Source organism: Myxococcaceae bacterium JPH2, assembly GCA_016458225.1.
In the GTDB taxonomy this organism is placed as follows: domain Bacteria; phylum Myxococcota; class Myxococcia; order Myxococcales; family Myxococcaceae; genus Citreicoccus.
In genome coordinates this window covers 18,740-42,467 of record JAEMGR010000033.1, presented here as the reverse complement: position 1 = coordinate 42,467, position 23,728 = coordinate 18,740, and the positions used below count along the sequence as shown (strand labels likewise).

At 70.7% G+C, this 23,728-nt stretch carries 9 protein-coding genes; all 9 read right to left on the bottom strand.

The genetic code is table 11. The features are described 5' to 3' along the window. A partial coding sequence (locus JGU66_31355; protein MBJ6765285.1) for a polyketide synthase occupies positions 1–744 on the bottom strand: 744 nt, incomplete at its 3' end. Between the two features lie 9 nt (positions 745–753). After that, positions 754–2,778 carry a RiPP maturation radical SAM C-methyltransferase gene (locus JGU66_31350; GenBank protein MBJ6765284.1) on the bottom strand — a complete coding sequence of 675 codons (2,025 nt, stop codon included), beginning with the start codon at positions 2,776–2,778 and terminating at the stop codon, positions 754–756. 20 nt (positions 2,779–2,798) lie between these two features. Further along, entirely contained in the window at positions 2,799–5,636 is a 2,838-nt protein-coding gene (locus JGU66_31345; protein MBJ6765283.1) for a KR domain-containing protein, read from the bottom strand. Between the two features lie 90 nt (positions 5,637–5,726). After that, positions 5,727–6,158, bottom strand: coding sequence for a hypothetical protein (locus JGU66_31340; protein ID MBJ6765282.1), 432 nt, complete (start codon positions 6,156–6,158; stop codon positions 5,727–5,729). Then, complete coding sequence (locus JGU66_31335) at positions 6,155–7,228, bottom strand: ArsA family ATPase (GenBank protein ID MBJ6765281.1); 1,074 nt, start codon at positions 7,226–7,228, stop codon at positions 6,155–6,157. The genes JGU66_31340 and JGU66_31335 overlap by 4 nt, the downstream gene beginning before the upstream one ends. A 46-nt stretch (positions 7,229–7,274) precedes the next feature. Beyond that, the gene (locus tag JGU66_31330; GenBank protein ID MBJ6765280.1) at positions 7,275–8,378 is read right to left on the bottom strand and encodes a patatin-like phospholipase family protein; all 1,104 of its coding nucleotides are present in this window, start codon (positions 8,376–8,378) and stop codon (positions 7,275–7,277) included. Continuing rightward, positions 8,378–12,688, bottom strand: a complete 4,311-nt coding sequence (locus JGU66_31325) for an amino acid adenylation domain-containing protein (protein MBJ6765279.1) — start codon at positions 12,686–12,688, stop codon at positions 8,378–8,380. Before JGU66_31325 ends, JGU66_31330 begins: the two co-directional genes overlap by 1 nt. Further along, positions 12,685–18,177, bottom strand: coding sequence for a type I polyketide synthase (locus JGU66_31320; protein ID MBJ6765278.1), 5,493 nt, complete (start codon positions 18,175–18,177; stop codon positions 12,685–12,687). Before JGU66_31320 ends, JGU66_31325 begins: the two co-directional genes overlap by 4 nt. A gap of 7 nt (positions 18,178–18,184) precedes the next feature. After that, a complete protein-coding gene (locus JGU66_31315; protein MBJ6765277.1) occupies positions 18,185–23,725 on the bottom strand; it encodes a type I polyketide synthase in 5,541 nt (1,846 codons plus the stop codon). Positions 23,726–23,728: the final 3 nt, after the last annotated feature.

Here is a 23,728-nt window from a genome sequence, read left to right as displayed (position 1 = left end):
GTTGTTGTCCGGATGGAGGATGAGGTTCACGCCGCCCGCGAGCGCCAACGCGCACTCGCCCTGGCGCAGGGCCTGCGCCGCGAGGTGCACGGACACGAGCGCGGACGAGCACGCCGTGGCCACCACCATCGAGGGGCCCTGCAATCCCAAGACATACGAGACGCGCCCCGCCGAGAAGCTCAGCTCGTTGCCGGTACCCATGTACGGCAGGTCCCCGGTCTTGATGGCATTGAAGGGGACGCGGCCGTAATCACTGCTCAAGAAGCCGACATAGACGCCGGTCTCGCTGCCCGCGAGCGAGCCCGGGGCGATGCCGGCGTCCTCCAAGGCCTCCCACGCGACCTCCAGCATGAGGCGCTGCTGGGGGTCCACGTAGCTGGCCTCGCGGGGCGAGAGCCCGAAGAACTCACAGTCGAACCCAGCGATGGGCTGCGAGAGGAAGCCGCCCTCTCGCACGCTCATCTTCCAGGCCGCGTCGGGGTCCTGGGCGTAGTACGCGTCCGCATCCCAGCGATCCGCGGGCACCGGCCCTACCGCGTCGGTGCCCGAGCGCAACAGCTCCCAGTACTGGCGCGGACTGTCCGCGCCGCCCGGGAAACGACAGCCCATCCCGATGATGGCGATGGGCTCCGAGCGTGCCTGTTCGAGGCCCTCCACGCGCGCGCGGAGGGTCTTGATGGCCAGCGCCGCCCGCTGAAGGGGCGTCATCGCCTCCGGCGAGGAGGAGGTCGGATCGTTGGGCATCGGGGCGACCTAGTGTCCTGCGGCAGCGAGTGCGGGGCCCGGGCTCACGGCCGGACGGGCGCCCATGCTCTTCCAGTCAATCGTCCCGAGCTGCGCGGCGATCTTCAGGTCGATGATGCGCTGACGCTCGCCCCGGTCCAGGACGATGCTGAGGTAGCGCGCGCCCTCGCAGATGATCCAGTTGCGCTCGACGAAGCTCGCGAGCAGCGCGTCGAAGTCCGCCTCCGACAGCGGCCCTCCCTCGCGCCCCTCGTTCACGTGCGCCAGCGCGGCGCGGGAACTCTGGATGGAGTCCATGAACTTGAGCAGCCGCAGGCCGTCCGCCGTCAGCGGCGTCTCGCGCGACGCGCCCTCTCGCGAGTCGAGGATGAACGTCTTGTCCCCGTCCTTCTTGAGCTCCAGCGTCACGCCACGGCTGTAGCCGTCGCGCCACTGCTCGGTGCGCTTGAGGGTGTCCTGGAGGTAGACAGTCGGGTCGCGATCATCCTCGTGGTCGTAGTCGAAGTAGTAGGCGATGCGCCGGCGCTCCTCGGGAGGGAGCTGGGCGTAGACGTAGTCGTAGGACCACTTCTGGCGGACGTTCTTGAGCTTGTACTTCTCGGGGGTCTTCCAGTACGGCGCGAAGCGATCCAACCGGATCTTCCCGGCTCCGCCCGGCGGCGGCAGGTGAAACAGCGAGGGCATGAGCTCGGCCATCGCCGCGTACTCCGAAGGCAGCTCTCCCGGGAAGCCGAAGAGGATGTTCCAGTTGACGTTGATGGCGAACTCTTCGCACCACTTGATGAGCTGGATGTTCTGGAGACGGGTGGTCCCCTTGTCCATCAGCTCCAGCACCGCCGTGCTGAGGCTCTCGATGCCCGGCTGGAGTTCCGTGACGCCGCCCGCGACCATCAGCTCCAGCTGATCTTTGCGCAGGTTGCTCTTGGTCTCGTAGAACATCGTCAGCTCATCCCCTTGCGTGATGAGCGCGGGGAACACCGACTTGATGTATTTCAGGTCGAGGATGTTGTCGGCCATCATGAAGAAGTTGAAGCCATACTTCCGAGACAACGTGCGCATCTCCTGGACGAAGCGGCCCGGGTCCTTGCTGCGATAGGCCATGCCGGAGCCGTTGAGCCCGCAGAACGTGCAGTGCGCCTTGGCGCCCCACCAGCAGCCGCGCGATGACTCGGCGGTGAGGTTGGCGCGCTTGGCCATGGGCATGTCCTTGATGGCCGCGAAGTAGTGATCGAAGTCGGGCATGGGCAGGGAGTCCATGTTCTCGATCTGCGGCGCCGCCACGTAGCGAGGCTGGGGGCGACCTCCGCTCTTCTCCAGCACGTTCTGGACGAGGCTCAGGATGACGCCCTCTCCCTCGCCGGACACCACGTGGTCCATGAACGGGAAGTTGTCCGCGAGCGCCTTGCCCATGTCCGCCTCGCAGTTGGCGCCGCCCATGATGAGCGTCAGCTCTTCACGAGGCCGCAGCCGGCGCAGCTCCTTGGCCAGCGACAGGGAGGCCAGGCTCTGCTGGAAGGTGGACGTGAAGCCGACGACGCGGGGGTTGTCGCGGAGGATCTCCTGGGCCCACTGCTTCACGATGCGCGGGCTGTCCTCGCGCAGCGCGCGGATGAGTTCGCGGGCCCGGCCCCAGTGCAGGGCTTGCTCGCGGCGCGCGCCACCTCCCGAGCTGGCGCCCTCCGTGTGCTGCTTCACCTCCAGGAGCGGCGTGAGCCGGTCCGCGTACTCCTCCCAGTTCGACGCCGCCTCGCCCCAGAGCGCCGGCGCGAAGACCATCTCCCCCAGGAGGAGGTCGGGCGACGCGGGCAGGAAGGCCATCTCACCGGCGAGGATCTCCGGAGGCGTGGCGTAGGACAGGTAGTAATACAGCTCCCAGCCAATCTGACGCATGAACTGCACGTTCAAATACTGCACATCCGCGCGGATGCCGTTCTGCTGGAGGAGGCTGAGCATCGTGCTGACGCCGAGGGCGGGCTGATGCTCGGGGAGGAACGGCGCGACGACGAATCGGACTTGAATGGAATCACCAGACACATCCAGCTCCTTTGAAGGATTCAGCGCAGCGCCAGGTAGAGGGAGTCCGACAGCTCACCGATGCTCTTGCCGGACAGCAGCTCCTGAAGGGGGAACTCGACGCGAAGCTCGCTGTGCAACAGCTTCTTCAGCTCCACGCCCATCAACGAATCGAGGCCCAGCTCGTGCAACGTCTGCTCGGGCTCGGGGAGCTGGGAGGCGCCCAGCTCCAGCACTCGCGCGATCCTCGCGCGGAACCAGTCGAGCACCGCCGCGCGGCCCTCCTCGCGCGAGCCGCTCCGCACGTGGCGCAGCAGCTCGCGACGCCCGCTCGCGTCACTCCGAGCCGCGTCCGAGCCGCCCCAGAAGTCCTCGAACAACGGCGGCAGGGCATCGCCCGGGAGTCCGCTGATGAAGGTCGGCCAGTGGATGGGCATGACGCCCACCACCGCGGGCACGGGCCCGAAGACCTGCTCCAGCACGGAGAAGGCGCGCTCGGCGGGCAGCATGCCCACGCCCTTCTTGCGCATGCGCGCATCCAGGGCCTGGAGGGCTTCGTCACCTGGCTGCATCCACGCGCTCCAACTGGAGCTTTGGGCGTGTTGTCCCAGCGAGCGGCGGTACTCGGCGAAGCCATCCAGGAAGGCCGTGGCCGCCAGGTGGTTCGTCTGCCCCGAGCCCCCGAGCAGCGACGTCGAGGACGACAGCGAGAGGAAGAAATCGAGCGGCCTGCCCGCCAGCCAGCGGTGGAGGTTCCACGCGCCCGCGACCTGCGCCGCGAACACGCGCCCCATGCGCTCACGCGTCTGGTGCACGAGGATGCCGTCATCGACCTCCGTCGCCGCGTGGATGACGCCGCGCAAGGGAGGCATGCGCTTGGAGATGCCCGTCATCACGAAGTCGAGGTCCGAGTCCACCGAGACGCCCGCGAGCGAGACGATGGTCGCGCCTCGGGCGCGCATCTCGCCCACCTCCTGGGTGGACACGTCGCTGGCGCGCTTGCGCCCGAGCAGCACGAGGTGGCGCGCGCCGTGCTCCACCATCCAGCGGGCCACCATCAGCCCGAGTCCTCCGAGTCCGCCCGTCACGAGATACGTGGCGTCCGCGCGGAACGACCAGCGCCCCACTCCCTCCCAATCCCACTGGCGATGGCGAACGAGCCGCAGCACGTGCCGGCCTCCCTCGCGGAACAGGACCTGGTCCTCGCGCGCTCCACCGCGCAGCTCCGTCCAGAGCCCGAGCGCGGCGGACTCGACATCCCGACTGGGGTCGAGGTCCACGCGACGGCAATCCAGCTCGGGGTGCTCATACGCGATGGCCTTGCCCAGGCCCCACAGCGGAGCGCCCACCAGTCCGGGCAGCTCGCCCCGCTCCTCCAGGCGCTGCGCCCCGCGGGTGACGACCCAGAGCGAGGGCGACGCGGAGCCGCTCTTGAGCAGCGCCTGGGTGAGGTACAGCACCGCGCCGCAACCATCGAGCGCCTCGTCCTGAAGCTCGAGGACCGACAGCGCTTCGGGCCGAGGGGCGTCCAGGTTCCACAGGTACACCGCATGCGACGGCGTGAGGCCGGCGGCGGTGAGCGAAGCCATGAGCTGATGGAAGGACTCGGGCGCGCGCGGGGCGACTTCGTATCCGCCCGCGCCGACCGAGCGGAATGAGGTACCGGCGCGCACGAGCGTGCACCGTCCGCCAGCCGCCTCGATGTGCCGCGCCAGCGCCTCCGCCACGCCCCCCCGGTCCGCGAAGAGCAGACAGTGAACAGGCTTGGGCGCGGCCTCCGTCTCGGGTTCGCTCGCGCGCTCCGGAGCGGGCCGCCAGCGCGGCGCGTACAGCCACGTGTGCGGCAGCTCCGCGTAGCGCGGGGCACGCATGAGCCGCTCGCGGTTCTGGGCTTCGAGCTGGGACGCCTCCAGCTTGGACTGCTTGCGCGCGGTCAACAGCAGGTACGAGACGGCGTCTCCCGCGAGCAATCCCGCGAGCGCCTCGTGGGCCCGCGCGACCTCGGTCCGGACATCATCCGCCGCCCAACCCAGCCGCTGGAGCTGCGCCTCCAGGCCCGGCGCGTGGAGGTAGTTCGCGGCCTCGCGCGCCGCGTCCACGCAGTCCTCGATGAGGAAGCCATGGGCGGAGAGGTCCGCGCACAGCTCGTCCAGGAGCGGCAGGCCCAGTCGCTCGACGTGAGGGAGCGACAGGCGGGTGCGAAGGAAGAGGTCACCCAGGACCAGCTGGCCCCCTTCCTTCACGCGCTTGCCGAGGGCAGAGAAGAGCGCCGAGCGATCCTCCGTCTGGCGCAGCGCCTCCAGCCCGAAGGCCAGATCGAACGGCTCACCGGCGGCCTCCCCCCCGAGTGCTTCGGTGGTGGTGGCGACACGGTCTTCGAGGCCGTGGCTGCGCACGAGCTGGCGCGTGGACTCCACCTCGGCGGCGGAGGAGGCCTGCCCGACGAGGTGGTGCGTCGCCGTGCGGCGCGCGAGCGCCACGAGTTCCTGCCCCTGCCCCGCTCCGAAGCCCAGGATGCGCTCGCAGCGCGTGAGGTCCACGTTCCGGAAGAGCGCGCCGCGCAGCTCCCGGTGCGCCTCGGCGAGGAGCACGGCCTGCGCGCCGGAGGCCGCCCCGCGCGCCGCGTCCAGCCAGGAGAACGCGGGGATGACTTCCCCGAGCAGGGCGAGCGTTGGGAACGCGCCCACCGTGCCCCCGCCCTGCTCCGCCTGGGCGCGGAAGAACGCATCCAGGGTGAGTGCGCGGCCCCGAGCGCTGGGTGCCTCGCCGGACGTCGCCGTCCCGCGAGACTTCAGCGCCAGCTCCAACAACGCGCGTCTTTCGGGTGATAGCGCGGCGAGCCGCTCCGCGAGAATCCGGCCCGTTGCCTCGTGTGCCATCCCGACTGCCTCCTCACTGGACGCCTCGCGTGGGGCGCTGGGCTCCCACGGGGCGAAAGAACGTCGTGGTCGTTCAACGGCTCGCTGGCGCTAGGTGAGCTTGATCTTCTCCGGCGCGGTGGCCGGGGCTGGCGCGGCGGGCTTCTGCGGCGCCTGGGCCTGCGCCTGTGGCGGAGCCTCGTTCTGCTTGGACGCCGAGCCGCGCATGCGCGTGGCCTCCTCCATCAACTGCTTGAGGGTCTTCATACGCGGGCTGAGGCGCCGCTCGCCGCCGGCCTCGGCGCCCGCCGAGCGCGCGTCGTCCTGAATGGCCGTGTCGATGTGCTCCAGCTCGTGAATCTGCGCGTCGAGCAAGTGAGACACGCCCTGGAGGAAGTCCCTCTTGGCGCGGTAGAGCTGCTGCACGAAGCCGCGCCCTCCGGGGATGACCGCGTCAACGAAGCCGGCGACCTGTGCCCCTTCCTCGGGTTGGGTCTCCAGGCGAAAGAATCCCTTGGGCAAACGCTTGTTCTGCGAAGTCATGTGTCTTTCCTCTCAGGTTGAAAGCTCACCATCAGTCTGTTTCCTTCCAGCCGGGCTCCCGTGGTCGCCAATGCGGCGACCATGCGCGGAAGCAAGACATTGCGCCGGAAGTCACCCACCTGGATGACCAGCTCCGCCTCACGACGCGAGAGATGGACTTCGTCTCGCGTCGCGAAAGGCAGGTGGAGCTCCAGGCAATACACATCCACCGCGTCCTTGCGGATCCCCAGCGCGGGCGAGGCGACGCGGGCCCCGGTGGGGTCCCCGTCCGCGTGCAGCAGCCGGGCGAAGGCCATGAGCGCTTCGGGGCCCACGACCTCGGCGGACTGCCGGGGCACTTCGACCACCTGGAGCGGCTCGACCTGCGCCTGGAGCGTCCGAGCAAGGTCCTCCGCCGGAGCGGAGCCGAGGTGGTTGACCACCAGGCCGTCCACACAGAGCCCCTGGAGACAGAAGGCCGAGTACGCCCGACGCACCTCCTCGACCGCGCCGGCGCGGGGAGCCGTCACCAGTCGAAGGGTGGTCACCTCGGGATCGCGCAGCAGCGCCTCGAGCGCGCCCAGGCGATCGCGCACCCGGGCGAGGGCCTCGACGTTCCCTCGGGCCCAGCGGACGCTCCGCTCGGGGCCAGCCCAGCGCCGCACGTACCAGCCCAGGGAGGCCGGGCCGCTCACGAAGCGCAGCGCCGCGCCGAACGAGGGCCCGTCCACGATGATCAACGCGTAGCGCCCCGAGCGAACGTGCTCCTCCAGGAGGAGCAGCGCGAGCAGCTCATCCAGGCCCGGCGCGAGCGCCACCTCTTCGGCCGTCACGCCCTCCAGTCCTCCGCCCAGGAGCGTGGCGATGTCGCCCCGCCCCTCGTTCCAGCCACGCGCCAGCTCGGCGTGGACGTCGAGGGTCTGGATGTCCAGGTGCGCGTCCTGGCCGAGCGCGTCGCGGAGGCCCCGCGTTTGGTCAAAAGACAGCACCAGCGTTCGCGTGCCTCGGCGCGAGGCAGCGAGGCCGGTCGCGGCCGCCACGGTTGTCTTTCCGACTCCGCCACTTCCCGTGACAAGGATGATGCGCGTCATTCCACGGCTCCTGTGTTCACTCACGCTCGGGTACGGACCGCGGGCTTCAGCCCACCTTGGACGCGGGTTGGGGCTCCGCGGCCGCGGCGCCTCCGAGCCAGCCGGAGCGCTGCAACCACACGCGCGTGCGCTGGAGGAGGTCCTGCGTGGACTGCTGGCTCAGGAGTTGGACGAGCACCTTGTCGACCTGCTCCAGGTCGGTGGCGGACAGGCTCTTCTCCACCGGAGGATTCAGCCGGAGGTACTGCTTCCGGAGAATCATCCGGCACTGGTAGTGCACGGCGTCCGAGCCGGAATCGAGCAGCATCTTCACCAGGACCATGGGGTCGCGCAGGTCGAGCAGCCACTCACTGAAGCCCCAGTTGGCCGTGCCATCGCGGAACTTGGGGTCGAGGTAGCTGGGCATGACACCGTTGCCCATGGACAGCAGCAGGATGTTGCTCAGGTCGGGCGCGTCCGACTCCAACGTCTCCAGCTTCTCCTCTTTGGACTTGCGAGACGCGTCGTTGATGATCTGCGCGAGGCCAATCAGCGAGGGGTTGTTCGCATACACCCCGCCATCCACGTAGCCGCTGCCCTTCTCCCGGATGCCCTGGTAGATGGGATACGACATCGGCGGAGAGCCGCTGCGCATCAAGACATCCACCACCAGCTCGTTCATGTCCGGGTCGTTGGCCGAGCCCGTGTTGTGAAACACCTTGGCCTTCCAGGCGCGCACGACGCCCCGGTTGCCATCCAGTTGGAACGAGGGAATGACGACCTTGCGCTTCAGGTCTCCCAGCTTCAGGTTGGGCCCGAAGTAGCTGGAGAAGAAGTCGCGCATGTAGCTCGAATCCAGCAGCGAGCTGCCTCCCATCAGCGCCCGGACGGTGCGGGCCAGGGAGACGCCCTTCTTGTTCATGGAGACGACCTCTCCCCAGAACTGGAGGCTCTTGTCGAAGGCCCGGTCCGGGTCCGCCTCGCTGGCGAAGAACGCCGCGTTGAACGAGCCCGCGGAGGTGCCCACGAACATGTCCACCTGGTTGAGCAGCGCTCGTGAATCTCCACTCTCGTCGAGCAGCTGGCGCAACGCGCCCAGCATGCCTGCCGAGACATACCCCTCGCCCCCAGACACGGGCGTTCCATCCAATGCGAGAATCCGGTGCGGCATCACGCGACCTCCTTCGAGGAAGAACCGGTCCACCGAGTCAGCGTGGGCTCGGTCCGGCGGGGTTCCTGTCTGGCGAGCGCGACGGCCACCTCATCCAGACAGTTCTGCAGGTGTTGCGCGAGGACCGTCACGTTCCGCTCATCCATGATGAGGGTCATGTGATTGCCCGGCACGCTGATGACTTCCACGCCGGAGCGCGCGAAGCGGCGCACGCTCTCGACGAGTGAATCCTTGCCCGGACGTGACGGCCCCGCGCGGAACAGCGTGGCGTGGCCCTCGTACGAGGAGAAGGTGTACGAGCGCTCCGCGCGCAGGGTGACGAGCATGTTTCGCGCTGTGCGCCGGACGTCGCGGAGGAAGCGCCGGAGGTAGCTGCGACGGCCGTCCGCGTCGCGCCGGAGCAGCTCGCCGGGAGCGTCGGGCAGGCTGATGCCCATCCACTCGCCCACGAGCTTCAGGCTCGCGTAGTCGCGCGGCAGCGGCGTCTCGACCAGCACCTTCACGAGCTGCGAGCCCGTGCTGACGGCTTCCTTCACGTCATGGCTGTCTTGCGCGGCCTTGCGGTCCAGCGATGCGCCGTCGATCAACGCCAGCAGCGCGACGTGCTCGCCCTGGGCCTCCAGTTGCCGGGCCATCTCACAGGCGACGATGCCGCCGTAGGACCAGCCCGCGATGCGATAGGGCCCCTGCGGCTGGACCTGCCGCATGCCGTCGATGAAGAGCGCGGCGGTCTCCTCGATGGAAGCCAGGGCCGGCTTCTCGTCCGTGACCCCGGGCATCTGAAAGCCATACAGCGGCTGCTCCGGAGACAGCTGGCGCGCGAGTGAGACATACACCGCCGGGCTGCCCGCGGACGGCGGTGTGCAGAAGAGCGGCGGCTTGCTGCCCCAAGGCTTGAGCGCCACCACGCAGTCGGGCAGGCGCACCGCGAGCGCGGTCGGACGATCCGCCCGCGTGAGCCATTGAGCGAGGCCCTCGATGGTCGGTCGCTCGAAGACCTCGTTGAGCGGAACGTCCACGCCGAGCGTGCTCCGGATGCGCGCGATGAGCTGGATGGCGAGCAGGGAGTGTCCGCCCAGCTCGAAGAAGCTCGCGTCGGGGGCCACCGCGTCGAGTCCGAGCAGCTCACGGAACAGCGGCTCCAGCTGGCGCTCCGTCTCGGTGCGCGCCTCCGACCGCACGCCGAGGCCGGCGTCGCGCGGACGCGGCGCGGGCAATGCCTTGCGGTCGACCTTGCCGCTGGGCGTGAGCGGCAGCTCGGGCAGCACCAGGAAGCTCGACGGCCACATGTACTCGGGGAGCTGTCCCTGGAGGAACCGTCGCAGCGCCACCTCCAGGTCCTCGGCGTCTCCTGGCTTCGGAGGCGTGGGCTGGACGTAGGCCACCAGGCGCGGCGACTCGCCCGGCGCGCGGTGCAGCACCACCGCGGCGTGGACCACCTGCGGATGACGGGCGAGCGCGGACTCGACCTCGCCGGACTCCACCCGGTGGCCGCGAATCTTGAGCTGATCATCCAGCCGGCCCAGGTACTCGATGTTCCCGTCGGGCAGGTGCCGCGCCACGTCTCCGGTGCGGTACAGGCGGGCGCCGGACTGCCCGGGCAGCTCGCCCGCGAAGGGATGGGGGACGAACCGCTCCGCCGTCAGGTCCGGGCGCCCGAGGTAGCCCCGCGCGAGGCCCGCCCCTCCGATGTACAGCTCACCGGGCACGCCCGGCGGAACCAGCTGCCCCTGGCGATCCAGGATGTAGAGCTGGGTGTGGGTGATGGGTCGACCAATGGGGATGCGCTCCGGCAGCGGCGCGTCCGTGCGGGGCACGTCGAAGAACGAGCAGGCCACGGCCGCCTCGGTGGGGCCATACTCGTTGATGACGCGCGTGGAGAGCCCCAGCTCCCGCCAGCGCGCGAGGTCTCCGCCGTGGAGCCCCTCGCCGCCGAGGACGACCGCGTGCGTGCGCTCCAGCACCTCGCGCGCGCGGCCCAGTCCCTCGAACGCCCGCAGGTGCGAGGGCGTCATCTTGATGAAGCTCAGGCCTTGCTCGGGGTACTCGCGGGAGGCGAGCAGCTCCAGTTCCTGTCCGCGGGGAAGCAGGAACAAGGCGCGCCCCGCCAGCAGCGGCGCGAAGAGGCTGGTGAGCGTTCCATCGAAGCTGATGGAGCCGAGCACCGGACTGCCCGAGCCCTCGGGGAGCCGGTACGCCTCCACGCTCCAGCGCAGGTAGTTGACGATGCTCGCGTGCGTCACCTGGGTGCCCTTGGGCTGCCCGGTGGAACCCGAGGTGTAGAGGATGTACGCGAGGTTCTCCGCGGTGACGTCGCGGCGCAGGCGGCGCCCCGTGGCATTCGGCAGGCCCGTGCCCTCGTCATCCAGGAGGACCACCGTCAGGCCTTCCGCGCCGGGGACCTCGCCCGAGGCGAGCAGCACGTGCGGGCGCGCGTCCGTGAGGATGCGGCGCAGGCGCTCGGGGGCTTCGTCGGGATCCAACGGGAGGAACGCGCCGCCCGCCTTGAGCACCGCGAGCAGGCCCACGATGAGTCGTGGTGCCCGGTCCAGGCAGACGCCCACGACCTTCTCCGGTCCCACGCCCAACGTCTGGAGCTGCGCGGCGAGGCGGTCGCTCTGCTGATCCAGCTCGCCGTAGGTGAGCTCCGAATCTCCGAGGACCAGCGCGCACGCGTCCGGGGTGCGGGCCGCGCGGGCTTCAAAGAGCGCGTGCAGGCACTCCGCGCGAGGCGGCGCGGCGCGGGTGTCGTTCCACTCGAGGAGCAAGCGGGCCCGCTCGGCCACCGGCACCAGGGGCAGCTCCGCCACCGGGCGATGAGGCTCCGCCACCAGCGCCCGCATCAGCGTGAGGAAGCACGCGACGTAGCGCTGGATGGTCTCGCGCTCGAACAGCTCGCGATTGAAGACGATGCGCCCCGTCAGGCGATCGCCGTGGTCCTCGGCGAAGAAGTTGAGGTCGAACCGGGAGGCCGTCGTCTCGAACTCGAGCGGCAGAATCTTCGCGCCGGCGGGGTTCGAGAATCCGCCCGCCTCCCGCGTCCACGAGAACACCGTCTGGAACAAGGGATTGAAGCCCAGGTTGCGCGGGGGCTTGAGCTCCTCGACGAGCAGGTCGAACGGCAGATCCTGGTGCGCGAACGCGCCCAGCACCACTTCGCGAACGCGCTCCAGCACCGTGTGGAAGCTGGGCCGCCCGCTCAGGTCCACGCGCATCACCAGGTTGTCGACGAAGAAGCCGACCAGGGGCTCCAGCTCCGCGCGGCCGCGGTTGATGGAGTTGGCGCCCAGGGCCAGGTCCTCGCGGCCCGACAAGCGGTGGAGCAGGACGAAGAACGCGCCCAGCATGCTCACGAAGGGCGTGGTGTTCGCCGCATGGCCGAGCGCCTTGAGCCCCTCGGCCAGCTCAGGCTCGATATCGAAGCGGACCTCGCCTCCCGCGAAGGTCTGCACGCGCGGGCGCGGATGGTCCGTGGGCAGCTCCTGCAGCGGAGACAGGCCCGCGAGCTGCTTGCGCCAGTAGTCCACCAGCCCCTGGCGCACCTCGCCCACCAGGTAGCCGCGCTGCCAGACGGCGAAGTCGGAGTACTGGAGCTCCAGCGGCGGCAACGGCGACGGCTCTCCTTGGGAGAAGGCCGCGTACAGCATCATCAGCTCCCGGATGATGATGCCGCGCGCCCAGACATCCGCCGCGATGTGGTGCATGCACACCTGGACGAGCTGGCCCTGGGTCCCCTGCGTGATGACGAGCACCCGCAGCATCGCGTCACGGCTCAGCTCGAAGGGACGCTGCCCCTCGCGATGCAGGTAGGCCTCCAGGCCCTCGGGGCAGAGCGCGAGCACCGTCTCCTCGGACAGCACGCGGAACTCGAGCCGAGGGTCGGGGTCCACGATCTGAACCGGAACGCCCTCCTCCTCCGCGTAGTACGTGCGGAGGATCTCGTGGCGCTGGATAATCTCCGTGAAGCAGCGCTCCAGGAGGTCGGTGTCGAGCGCGCCCTCCACGCGCATCGGCAGCGCGAGGTTGTAGGTGGAGCTGCCCGGCTCCAGCTGATCCAGGAACCACAGCCGCTGCTGGCCGAACGAGAGCGGCGCGGGCTTGTCACGAGGCGCGCGGGTGATGGGTTGCACCTCGCGGACCCGATGGCGCTCGCGCAGCAGCTCCAACAGCTCGCCCTTGTGCTCGGCCAGGACCTTGCGCAGGTCGTCGCCCGCGGCGCCCTTCGGGCCGCGAAGCCGCAAGAGGTCACCCTCCGCCCAGACCTCGAGTCCTCGCCGGTTCAGCTCGGCAAGCAGCTCGCCCATTCTCATAGCGTCAGCTCCTCGACCTCGGTGGCGGTGGCGGAGGTGGGCGTGCGCGCGAGCAGCTCGCTCAGTTCGAGCTGGGCGTGCAGCGACTCGACGATTCCGTCGATGCCCGTTCCATCGATGAAGCGCGACATGGGCAGGTCCACGCCCAGCTCACGGCCCATCCGGTTCTTCAGCTCGACCGCGCGCAGCGAATCGAGCCCCATCTCATTGAGTGAGATGCGGCGCTGGAGCACCTCGTGCTCGGGCGAGAACCCCAGCAGCGGCGCCAAGCGGTCCTGCACGTAGTGGGTCAGCAGACCGCGACGGCGGGCGGCGTCAGCGCGCTTGAACTCCTCCAGCAGGCCGGTGAGCCGCGTCGCACCCGCGGCGCGTGGGGGAGTTCCCGCCGCGAGCGCGGAGAAGAGACGGCCGTGGCCGGGCGAAGGCGGCGCCTCCGTCGACGTGGCGCTGAAGGGCAGCACGCCCACCTGCGTGGCCTGTCGTGAGAGCAGCGCCTGCAGGACTTCGAGCGCGCGACGCGGGGGAAGCGCCGAGGCGTCCTCCGTACTCCCCTGCCCACGGCCGCGCGACCGCTCCGCCATGCCCGCGCCCGCCCATCGGCCCCAGTTGACGCTGAGGGCAGGCAGTCCCTGGGCGCGACGATGATGGGCCAACGCATCCAGGAACGTGTTGGCGGCCACGTAGTTGGCCTGTCCCGCCACGGCCACGAGCGACGCCGCGGACGAGTACAAGACGAAGAAGTCGAGCGGCAGGTCCGCCGTGGCGAGGTGCAGGTTCCACGCGCCCAGGACCTTCGGCCCGAGCACCCGCGCCATGCGGGCTGAGTCCTGGTGAGGCAGCACCCCATCGTCGAGGACACCCGCGGCGTGGATGACTCCGCGCAACGCGAATCCTCGGGCGGAGATCTCCGCCACCACGCGCTGGAGGTCCTCGCGGCGCGACGCATCCGCCCGGGCCACCACCACCGCACAGCCTCGCGCCGTCAGGGCCGCGAGCTGTTCCTTCGCGTGCTCACTCGGCTCACCTCGACCCAAGAGGACGAGGTGACGCGCCCCCGCGTCCGCGAGCCACGTGGCGGTCTCCAGGCCGAGCGCGCCCAGGCCTCCCGTGACGAGGTACGCCGCGTCCGCGTGGATTCTCGGAGGCTCGGACTTCGCGCCGGCCTTGTCGGCGCGCATGAGCCTCGCCGCGAGGAGCTGGTCCCCGCGCAGGGCCAGCAGGTTCTCCTCGACCGCGGAGCCGAGCAGCATCACGAGTCGTGCGGACGCTTCTTCGCTGGCGTCCAGGTCCACCAGTCGGCAGCCCAGCTCGGGATGCTCCAGCGCGGCGGCGCGCCCCAGGCCCCACACCGGCGATTGCGCGAGGCCGCCCACGGTGTCACCGGCCCGCGCGGCGACGGCTCCGCGGGTCACGAACCACAGCGCCGGGCGACGCGTCCAGGTCGCGCGCGCCATGGCCTGCACGAGGTGCAGCGCCCCGAGGGTTCCCTCCAGGGCCGCGTCCGCCAGGGATGCATCGGGCCGCTCCGCGCGACGCTCGAGGTCCCCGAGCCAGAGCACCGTCGTCGGCTCCTTCTGCGAGGACAGCTCGCGGAACAGGGCGTCAAAGCCCTTGGGGTCGCGCGGATCCACCGAGTACCGATCCGCGCTGTCCTGCGCGGAGCGCTCCCCTGGCGTCACGACGAGGCAGCGCGCGGCCTGGCTCTCCAGCCGTGCGCGCAGCGCGTCCGTGACGGGCCCCGCCTCGGCCACCAACACATACCGTCCCGCATGGGGAACGGAGCCGCTGGTGCGCGGCGCGGGCTGCTCCTTCCACGCCATCTCCAGCAGCACCTCCCGCGCGGCTTCCGGGCGCGCGGAGAGGACGACCTGTCGGTCGATGCGCTTGAGCTGGAGCCCATCCACTTCGGCGATGACCTCGCCGTCCTCGCCCAGGAGGCGCAGGTCGATGTGGAGCATCTCCACCGAAGGGTCCGCGTTCCCGTTGTTCCGCGCGTGCACCCAGATCGCGCTGCTCGGACGCCGGAACCAGCGCAGGCGTTGGATGGCGACAGGCATGCGCTGCCGGTGGGACTTCGAGCGCTGGGCCTCCTCCATGAAGAGGGCCGCGACCGTCTGGAAGCAGGCATCCAGGATGAGGGGATGCAGCCGGTACGCCTCCATGCCCAGGACGTGCTGATCCGGCAGGCGGATCCGCGCCAGACATCCATTCGGCTCGAAGCGCAGCTCCTCGATGGCCTGGAACGACGGGCCATACTCGAGCCCATGCTTCGCCATCAGGGCGTAGAGCGGCGCCGCGGAACTCGACGCACCGAAGCGCGCGAGGAACCTCGCATCGAGCGCGACCTTGGGCGCCGGTGCGGGAACCTCCGCGACGAGGCCCCGCGCCAGTCGCTGCCACTCCTGGGCCTCGGCGTCCCGGCCGTGGATCTCGAAGCGCGAGCCCCCGTCCTCCGGAACGAGCACCGTCTGCACGTCGCAGACCGAGCCCTCGCCGAAGACCAACGGGCGCTCCAGCTCGAAGGACTGGAGCAAGAGGGGGCGCTCATGCTCCGTCGCGGTCAGCGCGGCGCTCAGGGCCATCTCCACGTAGCAAGCGGCCGGCAGGACGGTGGAGCCGAACACGCGGTGCTCGGCGATGTAGGCCGGCGAGGAAGAACTCAATCGGGCCGCGAGGCGCGTCTCGCGCGAGCCCGCGAGCGACATGGGGGCGCCGGCCAGTGGATGGGCATCCGCCCGCGCGCCGCCCTTCTCCGGCACGTAGCGACCCGAGCCCATCTCGAGCCAGTAGCGCTCGCGCTGGAACGGATAGGTCGGCAGGTTCGTCGGCCGTCGCTCGAAGGGCGCATCGAAGCCCGCCCAGTCGATGTCGAAGCCGCGCGCGTACAGCCCTCCGAGGGTGGACAGGAGCTGCGCGGCCTCGCCCGCCGAGGGCCGCAGGCTCGGCAGCCACGCCAGCGCGTCCTGTCCCGCGAACAACCGGCTGCCCAGCCCCGCGAGCACCGGCGCGGGCCCGACCTCCAGATAGGTCCCGTGCTTGAGGGCCCGCATGCACTCCAGGCCCTGAGCGAAGCGCACGGGCTCGCGCAGGTGCCGGCTCCAGTAGCCAGGTCGCGTGAGCGCGTCGGTGACGAGGCCTCCCTCCAACGTCGAGACGAAGGGCAGGCGCGGTGGCGAGAGGGCCACGCCTTGAACGCACGCCTCGAAGGGCCCCACCACGGGGTCCATCAGCGGCGAATGGAACGCATGGGTGACGCGCAGGAACTTGCCCGTCACGCCCTCGCGCTCGAACGCGCCGGTCAGGTCGGCGATCGCCGCCCGGCTCCCCGAGACGACCACTTCCTCGGGTCCGTTGATGGCCGCGATGGACACGACCTCGGAGAACGGCGTCAGGACACGCGTCGTCGCTTCCACGGACGCGGTGAGGGCGAGCATCGCGCCATCACCCGGTGCTTCGCCCATCAGCCGGGCGCGCTCGACGACGAGCCGCAGCGCGTCCTCGATGCTCATGACGCCCGCGACCACGGCCGCGGCGTACTCCCCCAGGCTGTGGCCCATCACCGCCGCGGGGACGATGCCCCACGAGGCCCACAGCTCGCAGAGCGCGAACTCGAGCGCGACCAGCGCGGGCTGCGCGCAGCGCGCGTCCTCCTGGAGTCGCGCCGCGTCCTCACCGAAGAGGATGTCCTCCAGGCGCGGGGTGAGGAGGTCGGACAGCGCGGCCGAGCAGCGCTGCAGGGCCTCGCGGAAGGTGGGCCAGAGTTCAGACAGCTCGCGCCCCACGCCGGGCCGCAGCGAGCCCTGTCCCGTGAAGAGGAAGACAGGCCGGGGACTCTCGATGCCACGCCGAGGCTCGCGCGGGAGTTCGGCCTTCTGCTCGCGCAGCCGCTTCAGCGCCGCGCGCAGCTCCTCGGTGGTGGCGCCCGTGACGGCCGCGCGGTGCTCGAACTGCGAGCGCCCCACGTTGGCCGTGTAGCACCAGTCCCCGAGGACCGCGTCGTCACTCGGCAACGACTCCTCATGGGTGGCCATGAGCGCGTCGAGCGCGGCCTCTGTCTTCGCCGACAGGGACAGCACATGCAGCGGGCGCTCACGCGCTGGCGCGGGGCGCTCGAGGAGAGGGGCCTCCTCCACCAGGAGGTGCACGTTGGTGCCGCTGAAGCCGAAGCTGCTCACGCCCGCGATGCGGCGTGACTCGCCCCGGGGCCACGGCTGCGCGGTGGTGGGGATGGCGACGGGCAGGTCGTCCCAACGGATGTTCGGGTTCGGCGTCGCGAAGTGCAGGTGCGCGGGGATGGTCTCGTGGCGCAGCGCCAGGATGACCTTGATGAGCCCCGCGACGCCGGCTGCGGCCTCGAGGTGCCCGATGTTCGTCTTCACCGAGCCCACGAACAGCGGGCGCTCGCGCGTGACGCCCCGGCCATAGACCGCGCGAATCGCCTCCATCTCGATCGGGTCACCCAGCGCGGTCCCTGTCCCGTGCGCCTCGATGAACCCCACCTGGTGCGGCTCCACGCCGCCGTTCTCCAGCGCCGTGCGCAGCACGCGCTCCTGGGAGCGCCCGTTGGGAACCATCAGGCCGCTGCTGCGCCCGTCATGGTTGAGCGCCGAGCTGCGGATGACGGCGAGGATCTGATCTCCCGCCGCCAGCGCGTCCGACAGCCGCCGCAGGACGACGACGCCGCAGCCCTCCCCTCGCCCGAAGCCATCCGCCGAGGCATCAAAGGCCTTGCATCGACCATCCGCGGCCAGCATGCGGTTCTGGCACTCGAACATCATGGTGAGCGGCGAGAGGCTGAGGCTCACCCCGCCCGCGAGCGCCAGGTCGCTCTCGTCGTTGCGCAGGCTCTGGCAGGCGAGGTGGACCGCCACGGCCGAGGACGAGCACGCGGTGTCCACCGTGAGCGCGGGCCCCTGGAACCCCAACGTGTGGGCGATGCGCCCCGCGGCCATCGAGGGGTAGTTCAACGACGCGGACTGCATCTCCACGCCCGCGGTGATGCCGAGCACATTGTAGTCGTTGTGCATCAGCCCCACGAAGACGCCCGTGCGGCTCCCCGCGAGGCCCGCGGGAGGAATGCCCGAGCGCTCCAGCGCCCTCCAGCACTCCTCCAGCAGGAGTCGCTGCTGCGGATCCATGTCCTTCGCGTCGCGCGGCGGGATGCCGAAGAAGCTCGGCTCGAACAGGTCCACGTTCTCGATGAACGCGCCGCGCCGCGTGTAGACCTTGCCCGTCACGCCCGGGGTGGGGTCGTAGATGTCGTCGATGTTCCATCGCTCGCGCGGCACCTCGCGCGTCGCGTCTCCTCCGTCTCGAAGAAAGCGCCAGAAGGTCTCGGGCAGCTCATCGCCCCCCGGAAAGCGACAAGCCATGCCGATGACCGCGATGGGCTCCGCGGCCAGCACGTCCTTCTTCGCGCGGAGCTGGTTCGCCAGGTACGCCAGCTTGACGACCGGAAGCTCCGAAATGCGTGTCGGCAGTTTCGCCATCGAGTCCTCAGCGCGTAAGCGCGCTCTCCAATTCCTGATCGATGAGGGCCGTCAGCTCCTGCTCGGACAGCCCTTGAATCTCCTCCGCCATGACGTCCTGGACCGGGCGCCCCGTGGGCTCGGGGCTCGGCGCGGCGTCTCCCAGCCCCAGCTCTTCTCCGAGGTGCGCCACCAGTCCGCTCACCGTGGGGAAGTCGAAGACGAGCGTCGTGCGAAGGCTCCGGCCCAAGCTGGTCGCGAGGCGGTTCTTGAGTTCGACGGCGAGCAGCGAGTCGAAGCCCAGGTCGAACAGCCGCTCGCTGCCCGTGGGCGCGTCCGCCTCCGCCAGCCCGAGCGTCGCCGCCACTTGCCCCGCCACGTGCTGACGCAGCAGCTCCAACCTCCGCGCGGGAGGTGCGCTCTCCCAGCGCGCGCGGAACGCGGGCGCCTGTCTCCGACTCCCCGCGGGAAGCTCCAGCAGTCCCTGCACGAGCGCTTGGCGCGCGAGCCCTGGGAGCTGCTCGGCCAGCCGTGCCCAGTCGACCGGGAACACGCCCACCTGCACATGCGCCCGAGCCAGCAGTCGATCCAGGAACGCCAGGCCCTGCTCGACGCTGAGCGCACCCAAGCCCAGCGCCCCAGGAGGTGGCGCGTCCGCCGACCTCAACCGCGCGGCCATGCCCGCCTCGCCCCAGGAGCCCCAGTTGAGCGTCAGCGCGGGCAGGTCCAGCGCGTGCCGCAGATGCGCGAGCCCATCCAGGAACGCATTGGCCGCGACATAGTTGGACTGTCCCGGCGTCCCGATGAGCGATGCGACGGACGAGAAGCCGACGAAGAAGTCCAGCGCGTCCTCCCGCGTGAGCACGTGCAGGTTCCACGCACCGAGCACCTTGGGCGCCAGCACCTCATGGAAGCGCGCGGGTGACTGCGAGCCCAGGGTGCCATCGCGCAGCACGCCCGCCGCGTGGATGACGCCGCGCAAGGGAGGCCCGGAGCGCAGTCCCTCCAGCACCGTCGCCACGTCCGTTCGCACCGCGATGTCCGCGAGTGCCACGCGGACGTCGACGCCCTGCTCGCGCAGAGAGGCAATCCGAGCACTCGCCTCCTCGGTGGGGGCATGCCGACCGAGCAGGACCACGTGGCGTGCGCCCTTGTGCGCCAGCCATCCGGCGAGGTGCAGCCCCAGTCCGCCGAGCCCACCCGCGATGAGGTAGGTCGCATCGGGCAGCACCGCCACGTCGCGACTCGGCGCCGAGCGCGGGCGGATCCGCTCCAGTCGCGCCGTGTGCAGGCGTCGCTCGCGCACCACGGCCTGCGCCTCGGAGTCGGGCAGCGCACAGGCGCGCAACAACAGGTCGAAGTCCTCCTCGACCGGCTCGGCGGGGAGGTCCACGCGAAGGCACTTCAGCTCCGGAGCCTCGGTCGCAATCGCTTGGGCGAAGCCCCACAGCGGAGCCTGCGCGACGTTCGGCGCCACGGGCTCCAGGCCGAGTCGCTGCGTCCCCCGCGTGACGACCACGAAGCGAGGCGCGGTGCGCCACGTCGCGCGCAGCATTCCCTGGACCAGCAGCAGCGGCGCATCGAGCGCATCCAGCCGGGGCTCGGCATCGCGCGGCGCATCGACATCCCACAGGTAGAGGCAGACCTGGGGCGGCGCGTCCGCCCAACGCGTCAGGAGCGCCGCGATGGACTCGGGCGAGGCTGCATCCACCGACAGGCGCTCCGCCGCGCGGCTCGGCTCCGCGCCTCGGCGCACCTGCGTGACGCGGGCGCCTCGCGCGGTGAGCTGACTCGCGAGGAGCGCCCCTGCCCCACCCGCGTCCGCGAACAGCACCCAGTGCTGTCCCGCGAGCCTCGGCGGCGTGACGGCCTGTGCCGGACTCCATGCGGTGCGATAGACGCAGTCCGGCAGCTCTCCATCCAGCCCCCGCAAGAGCGCGTCGCGATCCGCCTTGCGGACGGTGAGGCCCGTGAGCGTGGCCACCACCGCGCCGTCCTCCCCGCACACCGTGAGGTCCGTCACGGGGAGACCCGCCGCGCCCAGTGACGAGCGCTGCGTGGCGTGGGTCCAGACGCGCGCGGGCAGCGGCTCGTACAGGTCGATCCGCTGGAGCGCGACGGGCAACAGCAACGGGTCCTCGGGCGCGAGCGGCGTGACGGCGGCGGCCGTCCTCAAGCACGCATCGAGCAGGGCCGGATGCGCGCGGAAGGTGTCTGGCCCGGCCTCCACCTGGCTGACGGAGAACGCGGCGTGCCTCCCGCGATGCAGCGACTCGAGGAGCCGCAGCGACGGGCCATAGTCGAGCCCGCGCTCGCGAATCGCGGCGGTGAAGTCCTCCACCGAGACCTGCTCCGGGCAGCTCCGCTTCCACGCATTCCGGTCGCCCCGGGGCCTGGGGGCGTCGAGCACCGAGAGACGACACGTGACATGCGTGCGCCAGCCCGCTGAAGCGCGCGGCCCGTCCTCGGCGCTCTCGTCCTCCTTGCTCACCAGGGTGCAGGTCCAGCCCGCATCGCCGCGTTGCTCCACGAGCGTCTGCACTCGCGTGGCCCGCTGCTCCGAGAGCACGAGCGCCTGATGCAGCGTGAACTCCTCCAGCGTGAGCGACTCCGAGCCGAGCACCCGCGCCGCCGCCGAGGCCACCATCTCCACGAAGGCCGTGGCGGGGACCACTGCCTTGCCATGCACGCGGTGCTCACTCAGGAACGGAAGCGAGCTGGCCCGCAGCTCACCCGCGAAGACCGTGGTGCCCTCGCGCAGCGCCATCGAGTCCCATCGCGCCCCGAGCAAAGGATGCGCGGATGAACGAGGCGCCTGACGCGCCCACGGCGCGGGCACCTCCAGCCAGTGACGCTGTCGCTCGAACGGATAGGTAGGCAACGACACGCGCCGCCGCGTCGGAGCACCATCGAAGCGGGTCCAGTCCACTTCGACGCCTCGGACGTACAGCTCCGCGAGGGAGCGCAGCAGCCCCTGCCAGTCCCCTCGGCGGGGATGAAGCGTCTCCAGCCACACGGCGTCCTCGGGCACGCGGCCCTCGCGCGCCAGCCCCACGAGGACAGGCTTGGGCCCCACCTCGAGGAAGGCACGCACCCCGCGCCGCACGAGCGTCTGGATGCCCGCCGCGTACCGCACCGGCGCGAGCACATGCCGCGCCCAGTAGCCTGGACGCGCCATCGCCTCGCCGCCCTCCTCTCCGTCGAGGTTCGAGATGAGCGGAATGCGTGATGTCCGCATGGCCACGCGCCCCGCCGCGCGCTCGAAGTCCGCGACCATCGGCTCCATCAGGGGCGAGTGGAAGGCGTGAGAGACCTTCAGCCGTCGGCACTCGACTCCCTCCGCGGCCAGCGTCCGCGACAGGGCATCGAGCGAGGCCGCATCTCCGGACAGCACCGTGTTGCGCGGGCCATTGAGCGCCGCGCGGGACACGCGGGGATAGGCGCTGAGCAACGGGGCCACGCGCGCCTCGTCCGCGAGGACGGCGAGCATCGTCCCGCGCTCGGGCAGGGCCTGCATGAGCCGCGCGCGCTCGGCCACGAGCGGCAGGCCTTCCTCGGGCTCCATCACGCCCGAGAACAGCGCCGCCGCGTACTCGCCCACGCTGTGCCCGAGGAGCGCGTCCGGCTGAAGCCCCCACGACTGGAGCAGTCGCGCCAGCGCCAGCTCCAGCGCGACGAGCGCGGGCTGGGTGAAGCGCGTCTCGTCCAGGGCTCCGTCGCGCGCCTCGAAGAGCACCTGCGTGAGTGGACGCTCCAGGTGAGGCCGCAGGATGGCCTCGTACCGGAGGAGGTCGCTCCGGAAGTCAGGATGCGTGGCGAACAGCTCGCGCCCCATGCCCACGTACTGCGCGCCCTGCCCGGAGAAGAGGAACGCGAGGCGCGGTACCTCCAGGCCCTTGCGTCCCTGGACCCAGGCACCGGGCTCCGTGGCCAGTCCTTGCTGGAAGCCGCGCAGCGCCTCGGCCATGGACGCGGTCGTGGGCGCGATGAAGGCCGCGCGCTCCTCCAGCGACGTGCGGCCCACATTGGCCGCGTGGCACACCTCCGCGAGCGTGCCCAGGTGCTCCGCGCCCAGCACGTTCGCCACGTCACCGGAGAGCGTCCGCAGGCTCCCCACCGTGCGCGCCGACAGACCCAGCAGATGCCAGGGCCGCTCTTCGTGCACGGCGGACTGCGCGGGCCTCGGCGCGGACTCCAGGATGAGGTGGGCGTTCGTGCCGGAGAACCCGAAGGAGCTGACCGCGGCGAAGCGAGGCTCGCCGGCCTGCCAGTCTCGCGGCGTGGTGGGCACCTCGATGAAGAGGCGATTCCAGTCCACGTGCGGCGAGGGATTGCGCAGGTGGAGGTGCGCGGGAATCCGCTCGCGCGACAGACACAGCGCGGACTTGATGAGCCCAGCGATGCCCGCCGCGCCCTCCAGGTGGCCGAGGTTCGTCTTCACCGAGCCCACCACCAGCGGCTGGCTTCGCGCGGCCTTGTCTCCGTAGGCAGCGGCCAGGGCCTCCAGCTCGATGGGATCCCCCAGCGCCGTCCCCGTTCCGTGCGCCTCCACGTAGCCCACCTGCGAGGCATCCACGCGGGCGTCCTTCAGCGCGTCCTGGATGACCTGTCGCTGCGCGAGCCCGTTGGGGACGGTGAGCCCGCTGGTCCGGCCATCCTGGTTGACGGCCGAGCCGCGCAGCACCGCGACGATGGGGTCACCGTGCGCAATCGCATCCGACAGGCGCCGCAGCACGATGACGCCGCAGCCCTCGCCCCGGCCAATCCCGTTGGCCGACGCATCGAACGCCTTGCAGCGCCCATCCGGCGACAGCATGTGCGCGCGCGATTCAATCAACGACGCCACCGGCGACAGCACGAGGTTCACGCCGCCCGCCACCGCGAAGTCCACCTCTTGCTGGCGCAGGCTGCGCAGCGCGAGGTGGACGGCGACGAGAGACGACGAGCACGCCGTGTCGACCGTGAGGCTGGGGCCCTGGAGCCCGAACGTGTACGAGAGCCGTCCCGACGCGACGCTCGCGCCATTGCCCGCTCCCGTGTGGGCATCGATGAGCTCGGGGGACTGCGTGGCGATCTGCGTGTAGTCCTGCCCCATCATCCCGATGAACACGCCGGTGCGCGTGCCCTGCAGGGACGTGGGATTCCGGCCAGAGGACTCCAGCGCCTCCCAGGTGCACTCGAGCAAGAGCCGGTGCTGCGGATCCATCCGCGCCGCCTCACGCGGAGAGATGCCGAAGAAGCGCGGCTCGAACTGATCGATGCGGTCCAGGAACCCGCCGAAGCGGCTGGAGACGCGGCCCGGCGCGTCCGGGTCCGGGTGATGGAAGCTGTCCACGTCCCATCGCGTGGCGGGGACCTCCGTGATGGCGTCCCGCCCTTCGCTCAGCAGTCGCCAGTACTGCTCGGGCGTCGTCACGCCGCCGGGGAAGCGGCACCCCATCCCAATGATGGCGATGGGCTCGTGCTTCGCACGCTCATGGGCATCCAGGCGCGACTGCGCCTCCTGGAGCTTCAGGAGCGCGCGCTTCATCAGGTCGCCGTAGCCGGTATCGCTCGGGTGCGCGGACATGAC